Origin of the sequence: Acetobacter sp. P1H12_c (assembly GCF_018811975.1) — a bacterium.
In the GTDB taxonomy this organism is placed as follows: domain Bacteria; phylum Pseudomonadota; class Alphaproteobacteria; order Acetobacterales; family Acetobacteraceae; genus Acetobacter; species Acetobacter persici.
The window spans coordinates 39743-59576 of the sequence record NZ_JACRVR010000013.1 but is presented as its reverse complement, the minus strand read 5'-3'; the positions used below and the strand labels follow the sequence as shown (position 1 = coordinate 59576).

Genomic DNA, 19834 nt, shown 5'->3' with positions numbered 1-19834 from the left:
GGTCTGCCGAAGGGTTTTTCTAGATTTCCCGCGTATGCTTTACCGCACCGGCAAACAGGAAGGCGCTCAGCAGCGCGGCCATCCCCGCGACACCCATCCCCTCCGGCGTGCGCAGCAAATGCGCGCCGTGCAGGCAGAGCATGAGCGGCACGCAGGCCGTAACACCCCCCGCAGCCCCCAGCAGAATCCGAATACCGCGCTGGCCCGGCAGGCAGAAAGCCGCCCCCACAAACAGGCAGAACACGCTGTAATACACAGCGGAAACCGCGCCATAAGTACCCCCAAACGGGAGCACCGGCACCGTGCAGAACACGGCGGAAATACCGGCCACGCAGCCTGTGGTGCAGCCTGTTGTTAACGCAGCCAGCAGTCTGGTGCCGCGTGTTTCCACCACCACACCGCTCTGCCGCTCCCGCCGCCTGCGGCTGACAATCCACAACTGGTTGCCCGTATAGAACAGAAACGCCCCGGCCAGCCCCAGCACCACATAGCTCCAGCGCACGGGTGTACCGCCAAAACTGCCAAAATGTAGGGCAAAAAAGCTTGTCAGGATCGCAAATTTTGCAGGCTGATGCCCCGGCATATACTCGCCGGACTGCACCGCCCCGGTGCGGGAATTCAGCACCATAAAGCCACCCGTCGGGCCGCGCGTGGGGTACCGCGCATCATACCCGAACACCCGGACAACATCCTTCCCATGCCCAAGCTGCATATAATTCAGCACTTCCGGTACAAACCCCGGCGCCTGCCGTGTCACAAGAGCCAGAATGTCCGTTGGTGCCAGAACAGGCGGCAGAACATGCGGCAGACCCGGCACCACAGGCGCGGATGCGCCCGCGGCACTGGTCACTGAGGCCGCACTCTGTGCGTCCCGCCCGCCACCGGGACCATGACCGTGGTCGGCGGGGCCTGGGCCACCACCATGCCTGCCGCCCTGCATGCCACCATGCTGCCCTGCCACCGGGGCGGAAAATAACAGATGTTCAAGGGCAAAAATCTGGCCATGGAACGCAAACACCACTGAGGAAACTGCCATAACCAGATGGAACGGCAGAGAAAACAGCCCCAGCAGATTATGCAAATCCAGCCAGCGTTTGCGCACACTCTGGCCCAGACGCACCGCAAACAGCGTTTTGACCAGAGCTGGCAGATAGGCGATTACACCGGACACAAGGGCAATGGCATAAAGCAGCGCCACAATGCCCATCAGAATCATGGCGGGTGTATGCGGCAAAGGCAGCCCGACCTGCTGGTGCAGAACATCCACAAACCGTGCGGCGTCAGAAGGCGTTTTGGGCACCACAACAAGGTTGCCCTCTGCATCCAGCCCCGCCGCCATCACCTGCGTTGGCGCATGGTGCACCTGACCGCCGCTGCCGTCCCACGTCAGGCGGCCCCGCTGTGCGTCCTCCGGTGTCACGGCAATGGTGTAATCCGTCCGGGCTTCCGGATGAGCGGCCAGAGCTTTCTGCAAAAGCTCAGGTGTGCGCTCAAGGCTGACAGGCGGCGGGAGGGCGACTGGGGCTGAGGCCCAGCTTTGCAGCGGTTCCTCAAACATGGTGATAGCCCCGGCATAAAACGCCACAAACAGAAAAAGCCCGGCAATAATCCCGACCCAGCTATGAACATCGCGGTAAAGCTGCACAAAATCCGCACGCAGTTTCATGCCAGCACACTCCGCAACACAAAAAACAGGCCCCACACCACAGCACTGGCCACAGCCAGAACACCCCATGCCTGACGCCCGGAGCGGAAGAGAAAACACACGCTGAGCAATATGCTCCACACAAGTGCCGCCATCCACATCAGATACTGGCCGGAGGCGGAACGCGGGCTGCCGTCGGTATGGCTCAGCACCCCAACAACGCCCATCAGGCCACACACCAGAACCACGCCCAGCAGAACCGCCGCCAGAACTTTAGAAACCCACTGATCCGTGCTGAAGGTCTTTCCGTCCCGGCTCATGATGTCTCTGCCCCCCGTCGCGCCAGCGCCACACAGAGCGGCAGGAGAGACCAGACAGTCATCAGCACCACCACCAGCGCGAAAACCGCCGTTACCACCGCAACATTCTGGCAGAACAGCCACAGGGCCGCCACGGCAAATACCGCTGCCAGACCCAGCCCGGTTTTTGCAGGCAGAGCCTGACGCAGCAGCACCTGGCGCGCGGCCGTGAGATAAACACTCACCCCCGCCGCCATGCTGCACAGAACGGCCAGAACACAGAGAATGATGCTGAAAAGAGACGAAGTCACCAGCGATATTCCAGACGACCGATCACACTCCGCCCCTGCCCGTAATAGCAGGCTGAAACCGCCGTACAGGTCGCGACAAAGCGTTTATTGGCGATGTTGCGCATATTAATGGAGAAAGTCAGACCTTTCCACTGGGGCCGTGCCTCCCCAAAATCATACCGCAGGAACATGTCAAACACCGTATAGCCGGGGATGGAAAGCGTATTGGCGGTATCGCCATAGCTATGGCCTGTATAGCGCACACCGCCGCCAGCCCCTACCCCGCTCAAAAAGCCGGAACGGAAACGCTTGTCCACAAACAGGGACGCCATCCATTTAGGGGCCTGTGGCAGATAATTGCCCACCTGTGCAGCATAATTCGAGCGCGTAATTTTAGCATCGCTGCGGGTGCCGGTGAAGATAACCGATGTATCCCACACAAGGTTTGCGCGCCCTTCCAGCTCCAGCCCGCGCACCCGGCCTTTGCCCGTCTGCACAAGGCAGGTGGCGGTGCCGCACATGGTGCCTTCCGGGTCCGGCGTGGTCATGTTGGTCTGGGTGATCTGGTAGCCACCAAAGGTGATGTAAATGCTTTTGCCGTACTGGTAGCGCAGCCCGGCTTCATACTGGTCACCCTTGGTGGGTTTGAAGGGCAGTCCATCCCGCGCGCTGGACGGGTCAGACACCTGCGGCTGGAAGGACTGCGCGTAACTGAAATACGGGGCCAGCCCGTTATCAAACAGATACACACCGCCCGCGCGCCATGTGAAGGCGTTGGATTTTGTTACATACCGCTTTTTCGTCAGGATATTCAGCGTATCATCCCGCGCCCAGTCCTGCCGCCCGCCAATGGTGACGCGCAGACGGTCAAATTTAAGCTGATCCTGAAAATAGATGCCATTCTGGCGGCTTTCCGTGGAGGTATAAACCTGCGGAGAAAGCGCCCGGCTATACCCCGCCGCCCCGCGGGACTGCGGGTCAAAAATATTCAGCATCGGCAGAACCAGAGAGGAACTGACCAGATCGCGGTCATGATTCCAGTCGGTATAAAAATAGTCTGTCCCGGCAAGGAGCAGATGCCGCACCGGGCCTGTCATCACATGGCCTTCAATCTGCGTATCGGTCGCGACCCCCTGTGAGCGCCCGCGCCCTTCCACGGCGCGGCGGTTCACGGTCTCACCCGCAACGCAGCCTTTGATGGTCGGGGCACATTTGCTCAGCGTATCGCCCGACAGCACGGTGGCGCGGTAGAGCGTATCCAGATAGGTGTAGCGCGTGTTGTTGCGCACCGTCAGATATTTGCTGAACTTGTGCTCTAAAAAAGAGCCGATCAGCGCCTGATTGCGGTCAAACGTATCCCAGTCTGGTTCACCGATATTCGCATCGTTTTTGATGTACCGGCCATGTGACGGATACAGCGTGCCGGTGGCGGGCAGGAACTGGAAGGTGGAACCACCCTGATCACGCTGATACTGGGCCAGCAACGTCCATTTTGTATTGACCGTCGGCTGCCATGTCAGGCTGGGGGAGATGTAATAGCGCCCGGTGTTCACGCTGTTGACCTGCGTGCCGCCATACCGCGCCAGCGCCACCACGCGGCCCATGACCGTGCCACTCTTATTCAGTTTGCCGGACACATCGCCCGAGGCCTGACCCTGCCCGTTATTCAGGTTGGTAAAACCGGAGCCTTGCACAAAGAACTCGCCCTCACTTTTGGCCGTCGGACGTTTGGTGACAAGGTTGACCACCCCGCCCGGCGCCGTCTGGCCATACAGCGCGCCAGACGGGCCTTTGAGCACTTCAATCTGTTCCAGCGCAAACGGGTCAAACGAGGTACGCGTCCATTGCCCGCCAGACGGCAGACGCAACCCATCCACAAAGTTATTGTTGGAAGAAAACCCACCCGCGCCAAACCCACGGACGGACACTTCATCCACGCGGCTATCAATCCCGGACGGTTCGGCCTGCACCCCGGCGGTGTAGGACAGGGCATCCGCAATGGTGGGCGACGCGCGCAGTTCGATTTCTTCCCGGCTGACAATGGAAATTGTCTGAGGGGATTCGATAATAGGCGTGCGGGTTTTGGTGGAGGCCGAGGCACTGGAGCGCCCGGTTGCCGTAACAACCACCACCTCCGGCCGGGCGCTGGCCTTGCGCCCTTTCTCCTTACTGTCGGTGTTATCCGTATCAGACTGACGTTCCGCCACAGGCAGCGTTTCCGCCGCGGCACCTGAAGATATGGAGGCCCCGGCCAGTAAAACCGCCGGGAGCACACCCGTCACAGAGCGCGAAATTCTCATAGCTACCTTGCTGCCCACACATACGTTACCGATACGCGGCGCTTACGTGATAATGAGAATTATTGTCAAGTAGGAGAGGCAACTTATCTTGGAATGCCGGATTTCTGCGGCTTCCTTACAACACACTCCCTGCGCCACCCTGCCAGCACCCTCGCGCGTGAAGCAGAATCAGGGCACTCGCCGCGAAGCACACAAGGAACGAGGCTTCCAGAATTTTGTAGAAGGCGGTGTGGTTCCTTCTCTCCCTGAACATGCAGGGTCCGTCGTGTTTCAGGATTTCAGTATGACGCCCCCAGCAGGTGACAGCCGATTAACCGGCAGGATTAGCCCCGGTCTTGCGTGCCGCAGCCCGCCACTGGGTCCACCCCATAACGGCCAGCACGACAAAAGCGGCATAGAGGCCTGCGGTCAGATACAGGTGACGCACCACAAATAGCGCCGTGTAGACGATATCCACCGCCACCCAGACCACCCAACAGGCCAGATAGCGGCGGGCCATCCAGATTTGCCCGAGCACGCTGAACACACTCAGCAGCGCATCTAGCACGGGGTTGGGGTCATCCGTCCAGCGGAACAGGGCTGCCCCCATCAGCAGCCCGGCGGCAAGGCTCAGCGCCACGCCACGCAGCACCGTGGCGCGCGCAGGCTGGACAATCTGCACCGCGCCCTCATCCCGCACGCCCCGCAGCCAGCCCCACCAGCCATAGAGGGAAAGCGCTGCAAACACGCCCTGCAACCCTGTATCCGCATAGAGATGCGCCTGCCAGAACACCACGCCATACAGCACGGACGCCACCAGCATGACGGGCCAGCACAGCATGGCTCTGCGCCCCGTGAGCCACACCCCCGCGGCACTGAACAGCACCGCAAACAGTTCTGTCAGGCTCATGATGCTGCAGCCGCACCACGGGCCAGCGCCGCAGGCAGCCAGTCCAGCAGGGCACGGCCTTCATCCCCGGCAAACCAGCGGGCATGGCCCAGCAGATACTCCGTATAGGCAACCTCCGCCGAGGCCGCATCCTTCAGCAACGTGCCAAAATACGCCACTTCCGAGAGCGCAAACTCCACATGCACCAGCGGCAGAAACGCCACCAGCAGGGCGCGTTCCGCCGCACTCAGGGGCCGCACGTTCTGGTAACCCTCCAGCAGCGCCTGTATCTGCGGATACACCACCACATCCGGGCCAGACAGATCCAGCCACATCACCCCGCTACGCTCCAGCGCCACGGCAAGGTCAAACACCGCGCAGGTGCGGTCCGCCATGCCAAAATCCAGAACGCTGCGTATCCCGGCGGCAGGCCCCGGCGCCCAGAGCAGGTTGGAACCATGCCAGTCACCGTGCCCCCAGCAGGGTTTAACCGCGCCGAGCAGCGGACGCAGGACGGCATGAAACGGGCCCAGCGCCGCCTGCACATCCTGCTCCCACGCCCTGCCAGCCAGTTGCTGCGCCAGCCCCGGCTGCCGCACGCCCCATGCACGCAATGCGGGCAAAAAATCCTCCTGCCCGACCGCCACCATACTGGAGACCAGCGGGCAGGCCTCTCCCCGCGCCGGAGCCTCAAACCCCTCCGCCGCCTTATGCAACCGAGCCAGTTCCGCCCCGGCCACCCGCGCATGGTCCAAAGATTGATAGGGCTGCCAGGACATGGTCTCCCGATACAGATCCTCGCCCCGCGCAGGCAGAAAGACCTCATACGTCCACTGGCCCTGCGTCAGCGCAGACGCGCCGTTGCCAGCGCCGCCAGTGCGCAACACTGTGCTGACCGGGAGCCCCCGCGCGCCAAGATGCCGCATAAAGGCGTGCTCGGCCTCCAGCGCCGCCACGCTGCGCAACTGCGCATGATGGCGTTTGACCACAACGGTTTTTGGAAGTGCCCCCTGCATCTGCACAATCCCGGCGGCGGAAAAGGGCCGCATACTGTGCCAGAGGATCGCGGCAACCGGCGGCAGGGCCGGATAATGCGCCAGCACGGACGCCACTTCCGCCTCCGTCAGCGGCGGCCAGTCCCGCTTTTCCTGCACGCCATGCACGCCAAACTGGCCGGGTGCGCCGGAGTCAGCCGCCCCGCCAGACACCACCGCAGGCGGCTGCGCCGAAGAGGCTCCGGAGGGCTGATCACGCAGCAGGCGGGACGGCAGACCGGACATGCCTCTCAGAACCCTGTAGAGGCGGTAAACAAGGCCGCGAACCCGCCCCCCACGTAATAATCGGGCGCACTGCCCGCAAGAGTTGTGCCGTAACGGCCCGTCGTGTCCTTTGCATTCAGCGTCGGGTCCGCCACGCCGGACAGGTAATGCTGGTTACTGATATTGATAAAATTCATGCGGAATTCCGGCTTGTGCAGCATCGCCACATCCGCCAGCCGGTAGCCCACGGCCAGATTGCCTGTCACATGGTCGGACATGCGCTCATCATTCATGAACGTCGCGTACTGGTGGCCGGTATATTTGACGGTCGCCATCCCAAAAAAGTGCCCGTCATCGTACGTCAGGCCTGCCGCTGCCTGAAGTGTTGGGCTGCGCACGGCGGTTTTGCCGCGTGTGGGCAGCAGGTCTCCGTTCGTTTCGATATCATTATCAATGGTGGCGTGCAGATACTCGCCCGAGACATACGGGCTGAGGTGATGCCAGGGGCGCAGGCCAAACTCCACATCCACGCCCCGGCTGGTCTGACCGCCCGCGTTCATGGTGGACTGTACAAAAGAACCGTTTTCTGAAATCAGCGTTGCAACCTGCCGGTTTGTAAAATTGTAGTTGAACAGCGTGACGCTGCCTACAAACCGATCATCCGCGTAGCGGTAGCCCAACTCTTCCGAGATGGAATATTCGTTTTTGACATGCGTGCTGCCCTTACTTTCCGTCTGGCCGGAGGTCGGGTCAAACACATCATACAACGCTGTTTCCGCAGGGGTACGGAAATTGGTGGTCGCACTGAAAAATACCTGATGATGCGGCGTAATCTGGAAACGCGCCGCCAGACGCGGCAGCGGCACCGCGCTGTTGGTGTTGGCATGATAGGCCGCACCCGGCATGGCGTTGGTGCCGGTGCGCGTCATCATTACTTCCTTAAAGCCTGCCGTCAGCAAAAGCCGGTCATGCAGCAGGGAAAGCCGGTCACCCAGAAACAGCGCATTGGTTTGCGTCACGGTGTGGTTATTGGTGCCCAGCAGCAGAGACCCGTCGGACAGATGAATGCCGCTCACCCCGCCATTGCCCCAGATATTGGCGGCATATCCTCCATCGGACACAGCGGTAAACTGCTGCTTTTCAGTATCGTCGGAATAATCATACCAGTAGCCCAGCACCAGATCATTCACGCCGCGCTTCCAGTCCAGTGCGGCGGTAAAGCCGGAACGGTAGCTGCGCTGGGTGTAATCCGCCCGGACAGTCGCCCAGCCATCCTGCGTGCTGGGCAGCGTCAGGGCATCCGCCAGAGGCTGGGTGCCGTTATACAGGCCGGAGGTCGGGATCTGCGTGCCGCCGGGGGCGTTGCCATAGGCGCCCTGCGCGTAGGGCGTGGCCTTTAGCGTCAGGCCATGCGCCAGATGCAGGCTGACCGGCGCGGCCAGATAGAGCGTGCGCTCGGGCTGGCGATACAACCGCCAGTAATCCGTGCCCGCCGCCGCATTGGTCATATCGTAGCGCCGGGCCAGATTATTCGCGCCGTGAATCCCGTCCTGCGCCCAGCTTTCTTTGGAAACCTGCGGGTAATAACTGTCAATCGCCTGATTCCATGAGCCGAGGAACGAGGCCGTATTCCCCCGCCCCCAGTCCTTTTGCAGCTTGAAGTCCACGTGCTGGCGCACATCCCGCCCCGGCCCGCGCCAGTTATCACTGGCCGCGTGGGAGTAAGAGACAAAGCCGCGCAGGCCGGTTTTGCCAATCTCGCCACTCTCCAGCCGGATATATTCACGGTTGGTGTCATAGGAGCCATAGGAGATATCCACCTGCCCCCCGGCCTTTTCCGCCGGGGTGCGGAAGCGCAGGCTCATCAGCCCGCCTGCCGCGTTCAGCACCGGGCTGTCCAGATCCGCAGCCCCTTGCTGAAGGGCAATGCTGTCATAGTTCTCACTATCGGCAAACTGGCTGGGATAGCCGGTGTAATAGGCAATATCGTTCAGCGGTGCGCCTTCCAGCACATAGCCAATGGCGTCCCCGTTCAGGCCACGCACGGAAATATTGGTCTGGGGTGAAAAACCCAGCGGGTCGGACGAGGCCACATTGGCCCCCGGCAGCAGAGCCACCAGATCAAACGCCGTGGCGGACGGAGCCTGCCGCCCGATAAAATCCGCCCCCACAACACTGATCGCCTTTGGCGCATCCTGCGGCCGCAGCAGCCCGCCGCCCGCATGCAGCGCCACGGGGTCCGCATGCACGTCCACATGCTCCGCCCCCTGCGCCTGCACCGGGCCGGATGCGGCCGGGTGCGCCTGAACACCCCTTCCGACGCGCGCCACACCCGACCCTTTTGCTGCGTGACCGGCTGCTACGTGGCCGGGCTTCCCGACCCGCGCACGCCGGGAGGCCGTAGCCGAAGTGCTTTGCTGCACATCACGCTCCGCCACCGGGCTGCGGGCCTGCGTCTCCCCCCCTGCTGCCTGTGCACGGGTGGCAACGGGCACCACGCCCGAAAAAACAACAGTGGCCAGCAAGATCTGCCGTGCGTGAGCGCACACCCGCATCAGGGTTTATCCTTTCTCTGCTCCGGTCTGGCCGACCGGATAAAATTTCCGCACCAGTGGCTGAATGGTCATGCCCTGTACAAGAATGGTAAACACAACAACACTATAGCTGACACACAAAAGCAGCTCCCGCTCCGGCCCGGCAGGCAGGCTGAGGGCCAGCGCCAGAGAAATACCACCCCGCAGGCCCCCGCCAGTCAGCACCGCCAGCACGCCCAGACGCTCCCTGCGCAGAACATACAGCGGGAGTGTGGCCAGAAGCACGCTGGCCCCGCGCACCAGCACAGCCAGCGGCAGCGCGATACAGGCGGCTGCCACCACCGGCAGGGCAAAGCTGAGGGCCACGAGCTGAAGCCCGATAATAACAAACAGGAGGGCGTTCAGAACCTCATCCACATGGCTCCAGAACCCGGCGAGGTCCACCCGGCCCTGCGGAGTCAGCGCGGCCTGCGCAACGGGTGCACCCAGCATAAGCCCAGCCGCAACAACCGCAATCGGGCCGGACATGCCCCACGCGGCGGCACCGCTGTAGACCCCGCTGGCCAGTGCCAGAGAGATCAGCAGTTCCACGTGATGATCGCGCACGGCCCGTAACGCCGCCAGCGCCAGACCACCCCCCGCAAGCCCCACCAGCAGGCCCCCGCCAACTTCCCACATAAAGGCTTCCGCAAGGCGGGTAGCATGGGCCGAACCGCCATCCATCGCCACGCTGAGGGCTACGGTAAAAATCACCACGCCCACGCCATCATTCAGCAGACTTTCCCCCGCAAACAGGGCCTGTATGGGGCCAGGCAGCCCCAGCCGCCGCAGCATCCCCACCACGGAGACAGGGTCTGTCGGGGCCAGAATAGCGCCCAGCACCACACACCATGGGAAGGAGATGGAAAAGCCCAGCAGGCCAAACACGCCCCAGATCCCGCCTGCAAACAGCAGAACCGCCAGAAGCGTGCCCAGCACGGCCAGCGCCAGCACGGAGTATCTGCGCCCCCATAAGGCCCGCACATCCACCGTCTGCGCCCCGGCAAACAGCAGGAAGGCCAGCGCGCCATCCAGCAGGGTGTGCGGCAGGTCAATCTGCACCAGCAGGGCACGCGCCTGTGCCGCGCCAGAACCGGGCAGCACAGCCTCCGCCAGCAGCAGCAGGGCCGCTGCAAGCAGGGAAAACACCAGAATACCAATGGTCAGCGGCAGCCGGAGCAGGCGCTCATTCAGCAGGGCAAAAAGAGAAGCCAGTCCAATAACCAGCGCGAAAAGGCCCAGAGACGTCATGCGCAGCACTCCCGCAAAAGCCTGCCTCCTGCATGCCGGAAACGGCCCCTTCTATTGTCCGGCAGGCCCCGCAGGCGGGTCTGCCAGACCGTCAGTCAGTCGCCAGCCCGCCAGCCGCCAGCCAGTCAGTTACCATTTAGTCCGTCACCAGTCAGTCCGTCACGCGGCTGTTCTGGCCTTCCACATCCACAAAAGTCTGGTCGGAAATGGACACGTTTTCCAGCTCAGGCCGTTGCAGCGCTTCCGATGTGCTTTGGGCGAGGCCCGCGGTACGGTCCTTCAGGTCCGCCAGTTCCTCCCGCACGTCTGACAGGATTTCCAGCAGCGCCTGATGGTCTTCCGCCGCCCGCTTGTCCGCGCCCCGGCTCAGAACGGCATTGCCCACCATAAGCGCTGGTAACGCGACAAGCTGGATACAGTTGCTGATATAGAGCAGGGTATTCTGCCATTGCGGCACCAGAACCGGGATCAGCGAGAACACAAAAAACACGTACACGCACCAGATACTGCCAAACAGCATGGTCATTTTGACAGCAATGCTCTCATTGGCCCGGTCCAGAAGAGCCTTGAAAGTTTTCCCCACCGTCATTGTCCGCACCCTGCCTTCCTGTCTCGCCCCGCTCCCGTGTCAGGCAGTTTTTTGCCCGCACCGCAGGGTGGGGGTGTACCACACTGTTTTGTAAAAGTCCGCAGCGGGATATGCAGGGCACTCCACCCACGGACCAGAAGGACCCGTCGAATGAGAGAACCCCGACTAGGCTGTGGCGCATTGATTTTGCAGGAGGGAACCATTCTGCTCCTGCGCCGCCTGCGCGCGCCGGAAGCCGGGTGCTGGGGCCTGCCGGGCGGCAAGGTCGATGCGTTTGAAACCGTTCCCGCTGCCGTTGCGCGGGAAGTTCTGGAGGAAACCGGGCTGGTGATCCGTCAGCCAGCCCTGCTCTGTGTTGTGGACCAGATTGACACGGTTGCGGGCACGCACTGGGTTGCCCCTGTTTATACCGTATCCGGCTTTACCGGGCAGGCGCGTGTGCAGGAGCCGCACAAACATGGCGGTCTGGACTGGTTCCCGCTGACTGCCCTGCCCGCACCGCTGACGCACGCCACCACAATGGCGCTGGCCGCGTTACGGGAGAAAACCGGCGGCTGAGGCTTCCGCAACCGTAAGATGCAGCCGGAAAAACGCCGTCTGCCCCTTACGGGTGGCCGGGTGCTGCTGGTAGACCGCCAGCGTGTACCGGCCGGGCGCACTGGCCTGTCCGGTCCACCTGTCGGGCTGCGGGCTTTCCGCACTCTTATAAATCACAGCGCCGGTGGGATCTTTGACGACAAAGAAGATCCCCTTCTTGCGGGAATGGCACTGCACATCCAGCCGCTGCCCCTCGCGCAGGGCCAGCCGGAACGGGATCATCTCCGTTCCTTCTACTGTGCCGGAAACCACAGCGCTGTTTGTATCCGGGGTAAAATGCACTGTTCTGGCGTGTGCGGGCGTGTGGGAGGGAAGCAGTGCGCCTCCAAAGAGAAGGCCACCTGCAAGCAGGACAATTTTTGCTTTTTTTGTCATGAATCCTGTCTGCCTTTTTGGGGTCGGGACAATCCCACCGGCAGATTACAGGAGCGGCGGCGGGCGGATCAAGCAGAACACGCGGCAGCACGAAATCGTCATAAAAAGACTGTTTTCAGGCTGCCTGTTATGGTTTTCCGGGAGAAATGCTCTTTTACAAACTCCCACCCGGCCTGCGCCACAGCCGTTGCCCGCGCATCGTCCTGCAATGCGAGAATCACCCGCGCAAACGCGGCGGCGTCCCGTGCCACAAGGGGTTGCAAAATCTCAGACAGAGCGAGGCCCTCAGCCGCCACAGGCGTCATGACGCACGGCAGGCCCGCCGCAAAACTGTCCAGCACCTTGCCTTTCACGCCAGCCCCAAACCGCAGGGGCGCAACCGCCACCCGCATCTGCGCATAAAGCGGCGCCAGATCCGGCACATGCCCCAGAGCCTGCACCTGCGGGCCTGCCAGCGCCTGCACGGAGGGCGGCATGGAACTGCCCACCAGCACACACGGCATATCCGGCGCATGCGCCCAGACCAGCGGCATGACCTCCCGCACCAGCCAGAACGCGGCATCCACATTCGGCACATGGGCGTAATGCCCCACAAACACCACGCCGCGCCGCCCAGCCAGACGCGGCTTTTTGCGGACGGTCTGCACACACCATGGCACGATGCAAACCCGCGCGCCCGGCGCAAGCTGGTGCAGCAGCGCAGCCTCTACGGGGGAATGGGTCAGCGTGACATTGGCCTGCAATGCGCCGAGCCCTTCAAGCAGCCGCACTCTGGCTGCGCGCGGCAGCAGTTCCGGCTGTTCCATTTCCCGCGCCTGCCGCTCCAGCCGCAGGAAATGCAGGTCCGCCACGCTATAGATCACACGCGCTTTGGGCTGATACAGCCGCACCAGATCCATATAGCGGGACGCAATCCCCACACGATGCAGATACACGCAGGCAAAACCGTGCTGTTCCAGCCTCAGTCCTTCCTCAACCGACGCACAGAAGGGCAGGCTCCAGACCGATATTTTCGCCCGCTCCAGCAGGGCGCGTGCAGCCGGGGGCGCAACCTGCTCCCGGGACGCAGCAAACACCACCTCCAGCCCCAGTGCCTGCGCCGCCTGCATATGGGAAAAAATGGCCTGAGACCCGGCATCCCGAGTTGGATCGGGGAAATAGTCATCCACAAACAGGATACGCCCTGCCGCCTGTGCCTTCGCTTTCCCGGCTGCACGGATGCCAGAGCGCACAGCCTGGTCGCGCTCCTGCGCCTTGCGGGGGCGGCCCGTCGCCTGATCCGCTATTTTCTGCCTCAGCGCTGTCACCTGCTCCATGAGAAACCCCAGCGCCTGCTCAGAGTTTTTTCGGCCATGCAGATTCTGGACAATGCGGGCAAAGGCGTCCTGCACATCAGCCCCAAGCTCCGCAACAGGGTCCAGAACCCACGGGGAGCCGCGCAGTTCCACGCCGTCTTCATCCCGCAGGACGCGGATCACATGCCGCTCTGTGGGGGTAAAGGGCACGGGCAGAAGGCAGTCAAACCCGTGTCGCCCGCCGCCAGACCCGGCCACATCCAGATCCCCCCGGTAGCGGTTTGCCAAAACCCGTGTTACCAGAACGCCGTTATCCAGAATCTGTATTGTTACCGGCAGGTGGGGGCGCGCGGCATCCTGCGCCCAGCCGCAGACACGCCGATGGTCCACATAATCCAGATAGCCCTGCCCGCACTCTGCTGATGGTAACGGCAGCGGGGCGACGGCCCGCGCCGGGGCCACAGGCTGGCGTTTTGCCCGGACAATCCACGGGGAGCCCACAAGGGCCGCGTGATCTTCCACCCGTTCCACGCGGATGGCATGGTCTTCCGTGTCGGACAGGCCGCCTTCAATAATAAATTCAAAGGCGCACTGACCCTCGCCAAATCCGGCTTTTTTCAAATCAGCCCGAAAGGTTTGCGCCAGCACTGTGCCAAGCGTTACGCCATTATCCAGCACCCGCAGCCGCACCGGCCTGCCGGAGCCATCACTCGCCCAGCCTGCCAGCCGCCCGCGCTCCCGCACGTCCAGATGCCCCCGTAATGGCGGGAAGCGCGGCCCGGAAGCCTGTTCCGCTTTTATGACCTGCGGCGGTGTGACGGATGTGGCCTGCGCCGGTGTGCTCCCGGAAGGTTTCGCACTCTCTGTTTTAGGGACGCGGGCTTTTTGAATAACCGCAGGTGAGACTGCGGCTGTCCTGCCGTCCGGTTTCCGGCTGCGCGGCTTTGCCTGAGAGATCCGCTCCGGAGCGGCTTTCTGTTCCGGCTGTTTTGCGCGTGTTCTTCTGGCAGATGCCGCTCTCTGGCGTGCGCGCAGGCGCGCCAGCGCTGGCCCGACACGGGGCGAGGCCGCCGCTTTTACAGCGGTTTTCCGCACACGCGGTTTCCGGACCTCAGAGGCTACATCCCGCTTCTTCTGACGCGGGACCTCCGGCTCAGGCTTAAGCTTAAGCTTAAGCTGAGGTTTAGGTTTAGACGCAGAGTCTGGCTTCGGCGCAGATGCACGCGCACCCTTCGCTGGCTGAGGGTTTGGCAGAGGCTTTGGCAGAGTCTTTCCGCGCCGGGATTGCGTTCCCTTAGACTTTGCTGGGGGTTTTAGTGAGGACACCCTACACCCTTTAGGCAAGCTGCGGGGTGTCTCCCTGAGAGAGACACCCCCGCATCCGGCTTATCCGGCGCGGGCTGTGCTGACGCACTGCGCCACCGGCAGGCTGTTCAGCCGCTGGCGGATGGCCTCAAGCTGCGCGCCGTCTTCCACCCGTGGTGCGCAATACTGCACGCTGGCTTTACGCTCATTGGGGTAGCGCTCCGCATACTCATGCGCGTTGTGGAACATGCCGCGGCTATCATCATCCACAAAGCTTTCCGCCGGAGCACCTTCCGCCAGCAGAATGTCATGCGTTTTCAGCTCAACATGGAAATACGCCACATGATCCACCTGCGTCAGCCGCACAATGGACGTGCCATTCACCAGCGCCTGCGCGGGCACCAGAACGCCCTCCAGATACATGGCGTGCAGCGGGGAGACCCTTAAATCCCGCCGTGGCAGAGCCTCGCCCGAGGCTCCGACCCCGAGTGACCCGGCCCGGAACAGAATGGGCAGAACATCCGGGTTGGTCGCGGCAAAGCGGCCGGAATACGCCCGGTTACCAATCCAGCGGATGGGGCGGCGTTTGCCGGAGGCCGTTACCACACGGTCCCCGATTTTCAGATCTTCCACCGCAACCTCGCCACGGGTGGTGGCAATCAGCGTGCCGGGGCAATAGCAGGGCGTGCCATCATCCAGTTCATAATAAGTCTGGAAGCCGGACGTCACTTCTTTCAGCAGAGGAGTTTCCCCTCCGGCATTGGGCGGCAGGTTACCAAGGGCAAAACTTTCCACCGCGACGCCACCGCTGGTCAGCACCAGCGTATTATTTTCAATCTGGCCGGACAGACCGGAGGCAAATGTCATATGCGCCCCGAGATCCACCGTTACACCCGTAGCCAGCACACTCCCGCCGGACGCGGACAACGCGCTCAAAAAGTTCAGGGTGCCACCGCTCTCCACAGTCCCGTGCAGCACCTGACCATACGCGCTCAGGCTGCCGCCATTTTCAACGGTGAACCCATCCAGCGTAGCCTGCTGGTAGACATAGGTGACCCCGCCGGACTGAATGTCCGTCCCGGATGCAGTCGCACCCGAATAAATCACTTCTTCACCGCCGGACGCCAGTGTTGTGCTGAGCGCGGAACCGCCCGTGTCAACATATTGCTGCGCGCCGCCTGACAGCACCGCACTGACAGCATTGCCGCCACTCTGCACAGTCTGCTCTGCAAACCACCCGCTCAGTGTGGCGCCGGACGCAACACCACCGGACTGAACGGTCTGCTGTGCGTGGTCCTGAATTGTCGCCTGAAGGCTGACGCCCCCTGAGTGAATAACCTGCTGTGTCTGGCTCTGGACATGCGTGCTGAGGCTGCTGCCCCACACATCTTCCATCGTTCCGGACCCGTTGCTGGCAGGGGAAGACAGCGTGGCGTCTACACTGGTGCCACCAGCCTCAACCTCCAGCGCATGAGAACCCGGCACCACCAGCCCGGTTGACGTCTGGCCCGCGCTGACAACGTACCCTTCCGCGACTGTATAATATCCATTATTGCCCGCCAGAAGAACGCCGGTTTCACCAGTCTGCGCATCAGAAGAAAGAGCAATATTGAACTGCTCAAGAAGTGTGCCTGAGCTTGAGAGAGAGAATTTGTTATTCTCAACCGTTGTTGACAGATTATAATCTGTTACGAAGTGCGCTCCAACATCCAGAGTGCCGCCCGTCTGGCCGGTACCGCTCTGGAAAGACGCTTCTATCGTGCCGCCACTTTGCACGAGCACGTCAGAAAGAGTGTTCCCCACCGTCTGAAGCGTCGCGCCACTATGAATGGTGACGTGGCTCAGAATACCAGCACTTTCATTCCGTAGTGTGATATTCTGAAAAATGTCCGCGCCGGATACCGTTCCGCCCGAATTCTCAACAGAAGTATACTGGTAAAACGTCTCACTGGAGTTTGTGCCGCCTGTCAGCGCGACATCTCCCTCAAGCACGCCCCCGGACAGGATCGTCGTATTCACGTTCCTGATCGCAAGACCGGAAACAATACCCCCGATGCTCAGCGTGTTCTGATAGCTGTACAGTCCGGAACTCCCGATCGAAAGACCGCTGACCGTCTCACCCGAAGCAACCAGAGTACTATGGACCACATTGGCGCTGCCGACCGAGGTGAGATCCAGCGAATGGACCGTGTTGTCACCCGACTGCACAATGGCGGAAATCAGGCTCCCCTGCCCGTCCCGCACCACAACGCCCGCCAGCACACCGGACGTATTGGTGCCTGTTACGGTGCCACCGTTATCCAGAATAATCACGCCGCCACTCTGCACGGACTCATTGGCAATGGTGCCGCCGGACAGCACTTCCACATAGCCACCGGAGGAAATGACATCCCCGGACGCACGTCCGCCAGAGCCGACCAGCAGAGCACCGCCAGACAGAACGGTGTCTGACACCGCAGAGCCAACAACCGTGCTTGCAACCGAACTGCCATTGCTCCAGACGTAAGACGATGCCCCGTAAACCTGCGCCGTTGCACCGGACTGGACGGTGGTCCCGGTTATCACCCCGGCCGCATCTGTCAGGAACCCGCCAGTTTCTACAACGGCACTCACAGCCGAACCGTGTTGTGCAACCTCCATCTGGCCGTTGCTCTGCACGGTGGTGGCAACCGCCTGACCACTGACAACATTTTCCGTCGCGCCGCCGGACACCACGGCAGAGACAGTCCGGCCACCATAAACAGACAGATATCCGCTAACCTGTGTGCCGGACGCAGTCCCGCCGTTGACAGTCTGCGTGCCGCCCGTTTCAACCTTGGCGGACCATGCGGTGCCACCAGTGGTCACATTCTGGGCGCCACCATACAAAATATCGGTCTGCAGGGAGGAACCACCGGCTGAGATCACCTCAGACCCATAAGAGGAAATCACGCCTCCGACAGCCGACCCACCGGCGCTGATGGTCTCCGTCCCGCCCGAATGAACAATCGTGCCGGATGCCACCCCACTGGAAAAAACCACTTCCTGCCCGCTGCCAAGAATGGTGGTGCTGAGGCTGGTGCCACCGGCGGACACCATCTGCACACCTGCGGCGCTGACAACATACCCTGAGGATGTCTGCCCGGCAGAGACAATCTGCCCCGCCGCCAGCGTATAGTTTGTCTCCCCGTAAATGGCGACATTGCTTGTATTCAGCAGAATGGGTGTGCCGTCCGAGGTGTCCAGCGTGTACGTCTGCACCACAGTACCGTCACTGGACACAATAAGACTGCCGCCAGACTCGACCGCGCTGACGCCCTGGCCCAGAAACAGGCTGGCGCCAATATCCAGCACCCCGCCTGCGGACCCGATATCGGTTGCGGAATCAATCCGGAGCGTGCCGCCGCTCTGCACGACAACTCCGGTCATGTTCATATCATTTGATGACAGCGTGGCACCGCTGGCCACTGTCAGCCCGTCAATCTGGCCAGAGGCATTCGCAAGGCTCACACCGCTGGCCAGCACCGCACCGGAAATGCTGCCCCCACTATTCGTCACGGAGAACCAGTTCACGCCGGTCTGGCTGCTTCTGGCAAGGGTACCGCCCAGAACGCCACCTTGCAGGAGGGTTGCCTGCGTGCCCGCTGCCGTCAGGCCGGATACTGTGCCTGCAATATTAAGGGTGGTGTAGCTGCTGCCCGTCAGGGTCAGGCTTTCAACCGTTTCACCGTACCCCACTGTCACGGTGCCGCCGGACGGGGTTGCGCTGTCCATATCCAGCGTGAGGCCGCTGAGCGTGGCAGAGCCCGACTGGAAGAAGACCTGTTTGACTGCCCCTCTGTTGTCCGCCACCACAAGCCCGGCCAGCGTGCCATCTATACTGCTGACAGTGGTATTGCCTTCACGGATCAGAATACCGCCATCGGCAATGGTTTCATGAGACGCGGAGGCCCCGGCGGACAGATACACAAAGCCGCCAGAAGAAATGGTATCCCCGGCAATACTGGCGCCGGAGAGAACCGTCATCTGCCCGCCGGAGAGAACGACCATGCCCGAAGCCTGTGCGGCAGGCAGGGTGGGGCCGTCATCATCATCATCATCGTCCTGCTGCGGCTGCATACCAATCGTCACAAAGGAGCCGCTCTGCACCGTGACCTGCGCAACCAGCCCGCCCGAATTCACCAGACTTGCGCTCTGGGTCAGCGTTGCGCCGGAAATCAGGCCACCCTGATTTGTCACCTCAACAGAAGAGATAACACCCGTCAGAACGCCACCCTGAAAGACATCGGCGTATCCGCTCGTCAGGCCGTTCACGGTGCCGGCAATATCGACGTCCATGCCGGAGTTCAGCGTAAGGGTGTTGACGGTTTCTCCACCCCCGACAAACACATCCAGCCCGTCATACTCATTTGGGCCACTTAACGTGGACAGATCGAGATTATTGAGCGTTGCATCTCCGGACTGAAGCCAGGAGGACACCACGCTGTCATCATCATCCATCACAACAACACCGGCCAGAACGCCATCTGTGTTGGTGTCCGTGAGCGTTGCACCGGCATATTTGATAATCAGGCCGCCAGCCTGAACCGTCTCATGCGTGGCGGACCCGCCCAGCCCGACGAGCAGAACGCCGCCTGAGAGAATAGTATCGCCGGACGCCAGCCCGCCTTCGGCAATATCCAGCCCTCCGCCGGCGGAAACCACTGTGCCGGACGCGACGCCCTGATTATAAATATCAAGCTCACCGCCGGACTGGACCGTTGCGGAGGTGATAACGGCCAGAGCGGCGTCCGGATCTGCCTCCTGATCCCCGACGTCAACTTCCCCGCCACTCTGGATTGTGGTGAAGCTGGCGGACCCGCCATTCTGCACAGCCTGAACACCATCCGAGCCGACCGTGGCGCTCAGAGCGGAGCCGCCCGCGTCAATCGTCTGGGAGCCGCTGCCAATCTGTGTGGCGATGCTGCTGCCCTGCACCTCTTCCGTCGGGCCGTTGCCCATGCCGTTTTCACTGCCCTGCAGAACAGTATTCTGCACTGTGCCGCCAGACTGAACGAGCAGGGAGTCATTCCCGCTGATGGTCAGGCCGGAGGAAGACTGACCGGAGGAGACGATAATTTGCGCCATGACGTTTGAGATCCATTGAGCTGAACAGGTCTGAGCGGCAGCCGTGAAAGGGCTATGATGAAATATGTCTGAAAAATGTCAC

13 protein-coding genes are annotated in these 19834 nt (G+C 61.8%); 1 reads left to right on the top strand and 12 read right to left on the bottom strand.

Going from position 1 to position 19834, the window contains the following annotated elements:
* Positions 1-19: 19 nt before the first annotated feature.
* The 9 genes from KP699_RS08885 to KP699_RS08845 form a co-directional block, all read right to left on the bottom strand.
* A complete protein-coding gene (locus KP699_RS08885; protein ID WP_215762345.1) occupies positions 20-1666 on the bottom strand; it encodes a PepSY domain-containing protein in 1647 nt (548 codons plus the stop codon).
* Positions 1663-1965 carry a hypothetical protein gene (locus KP699_RS08880; protein WP_215762344.1) on the bottom strand — a complete coding sequence of 101 codons (303 nt, stop codon included), beginning with the start codon at positions 1963-1965 and terminating at the stop codon, positions 1663-1665. The genes KP699_RS08885 and KP699_RS08880 overlap by 4 nt, the downstream gene beginning before the upstream one ends.
* Entirely contained in the window at positions 1962-2255 is a 294-nt protein-coding gene (locus KP699_RS08875; protein WP_215762343.1) for a hypothetical protein, read from the bottom strand. Before KP699_RS08875 ends, KP699_RS08880 begins: the two co-directional genes overlap by 4 nt.
* Positions 2252-4534 (bottom strand): TonB-dependent siderophore receptor, encoded by a 2283-nt coding sequence (locus KP699_RS08870; RefSeq protein ID WP_212355723.1) that lies wholly within the window; start codon positions 4532-4534, stop codon positions 2252-2254. The genes KP699_RS08875 and KP699_RS08870 overlap by 4 nt, the downstream gene beginning before the upstream one ends.
* Positions 4535-4844: 310 nt before the next feature.
* The gene (gene pnuC / locus KP699_RS08865) at positions 4845-5423 is read right to left on the bottom strand and encodes a nicotinamide riboside transporter PnuC (protein WP_215762342.1); all 579 of its coding nucleotides are present in this window, start codon (positions 5421-5423) and stop codon (positions 4845-4847) included.
* Positions 5420-6682, bottom strand: coding sequence for a phosphotransferase enzyme family protein (locus KP699_RS08860; protein WP_215762341.1), 1263 nt, complete (start codon positions 6680-6682; stop codon positions 5420-5422). Before KP699_RS08860 ends, pnuC begins: the two co-directional genes overlap by 4 nt.
* A 5-nt stretch (positions 6683-6687) precedes the next feature.
* Positions 6688-9216, bottom strand: coding sequence for a TonB-dependent receptor (locus KP699_RS08855; protein ID WP_215762340.1), 2529 nt, complete (start codon positions 9214-9216; stop codon positions 6688-6690).
* Between the two features lie 6 nt (positions 9217-9222).
* Positions 9223-10485 carry a sodium:proton antiporter gene (locus KP699_RS08850; RefSeq protein ID WP_215762339.1) on the bottom strand — a complete coding sequence of 421 codons (1263 nt, stop codon included), beginning with the start codon at positions 10483-10485 and terminating at the stop codon, positions 9223-9225.
* A gap of 151 nt (positions 10486-10636) precedes the next feature.
* The gene (locus KP699_RS08845; protein ID WP_212355787.1) at positions 10637-11074 is read right to left on the bottom strand and encodes a hypothetical protein; all 438 of its coding nucleotides are present in this window, start codon (positions 11072-11074) and stop codon (positions 10637-10639) included.
* A 150-nt stretch (positions 11075-11224) separates the two neighbouring features.
* Between KP699_RS08845 and KP699_RS08840 the strand changes: the two genes are divergently transcribed.
* The gene (locus KP699_RS08840) at positions 11225-11632 is read left to right on the top strand and encodes an NUDIX domain-containing protein (protein WP_215762338.1); all 408 of its coding nucleotides are present in this window, start codon (positions 11225-11227) and stop codon (positions 11630-11632) included.
* On the opposite strand, the gene KP699_RS08835 is transcribed toward KP699_RS08840, so the two are convergent.
* The 3 genes from KP699_RS08835 to KP699_RS08825 form a co-directional block, all read right to left on the bottom strand.
* Positions 11609-12046 (bottom strand): hypothetical protein, encoded by a 438-nt coding sequence (locus KP699_RS08835; protein WP_077931129.1) that lies wholly within the window; start codon positions 12044-12046, stop codon positions 11609-11611. The genes KP699_RS08840 and KP699_RS08835 overlap by 24 nt on opposite strands.
* A 98-nt stretch (positions 12047-12144) precedes the next feature.
* Entirely contained in the window at positions 12145-14436 is a 2292-nt protein-coding gene (locus tag KP699_RS16725) for a glycosyltransferase (protein WP_215762337.1), read from the bottom strand.
* A gap of 291 nt (positions 14437-14727) precedes the next feature.
* Positions 14728-19752: a Hint domain-containing protein gene (locus KP699_RS08825; protein WP_215762336.1), complete on the bottom strand. Its 5025-nt coding sequence runs from the start codon at positions 19750-19752 to the stop codon at positions 14728-14730.
* Positions 19753-19834 lie beyond the last annotated feature (82 nt).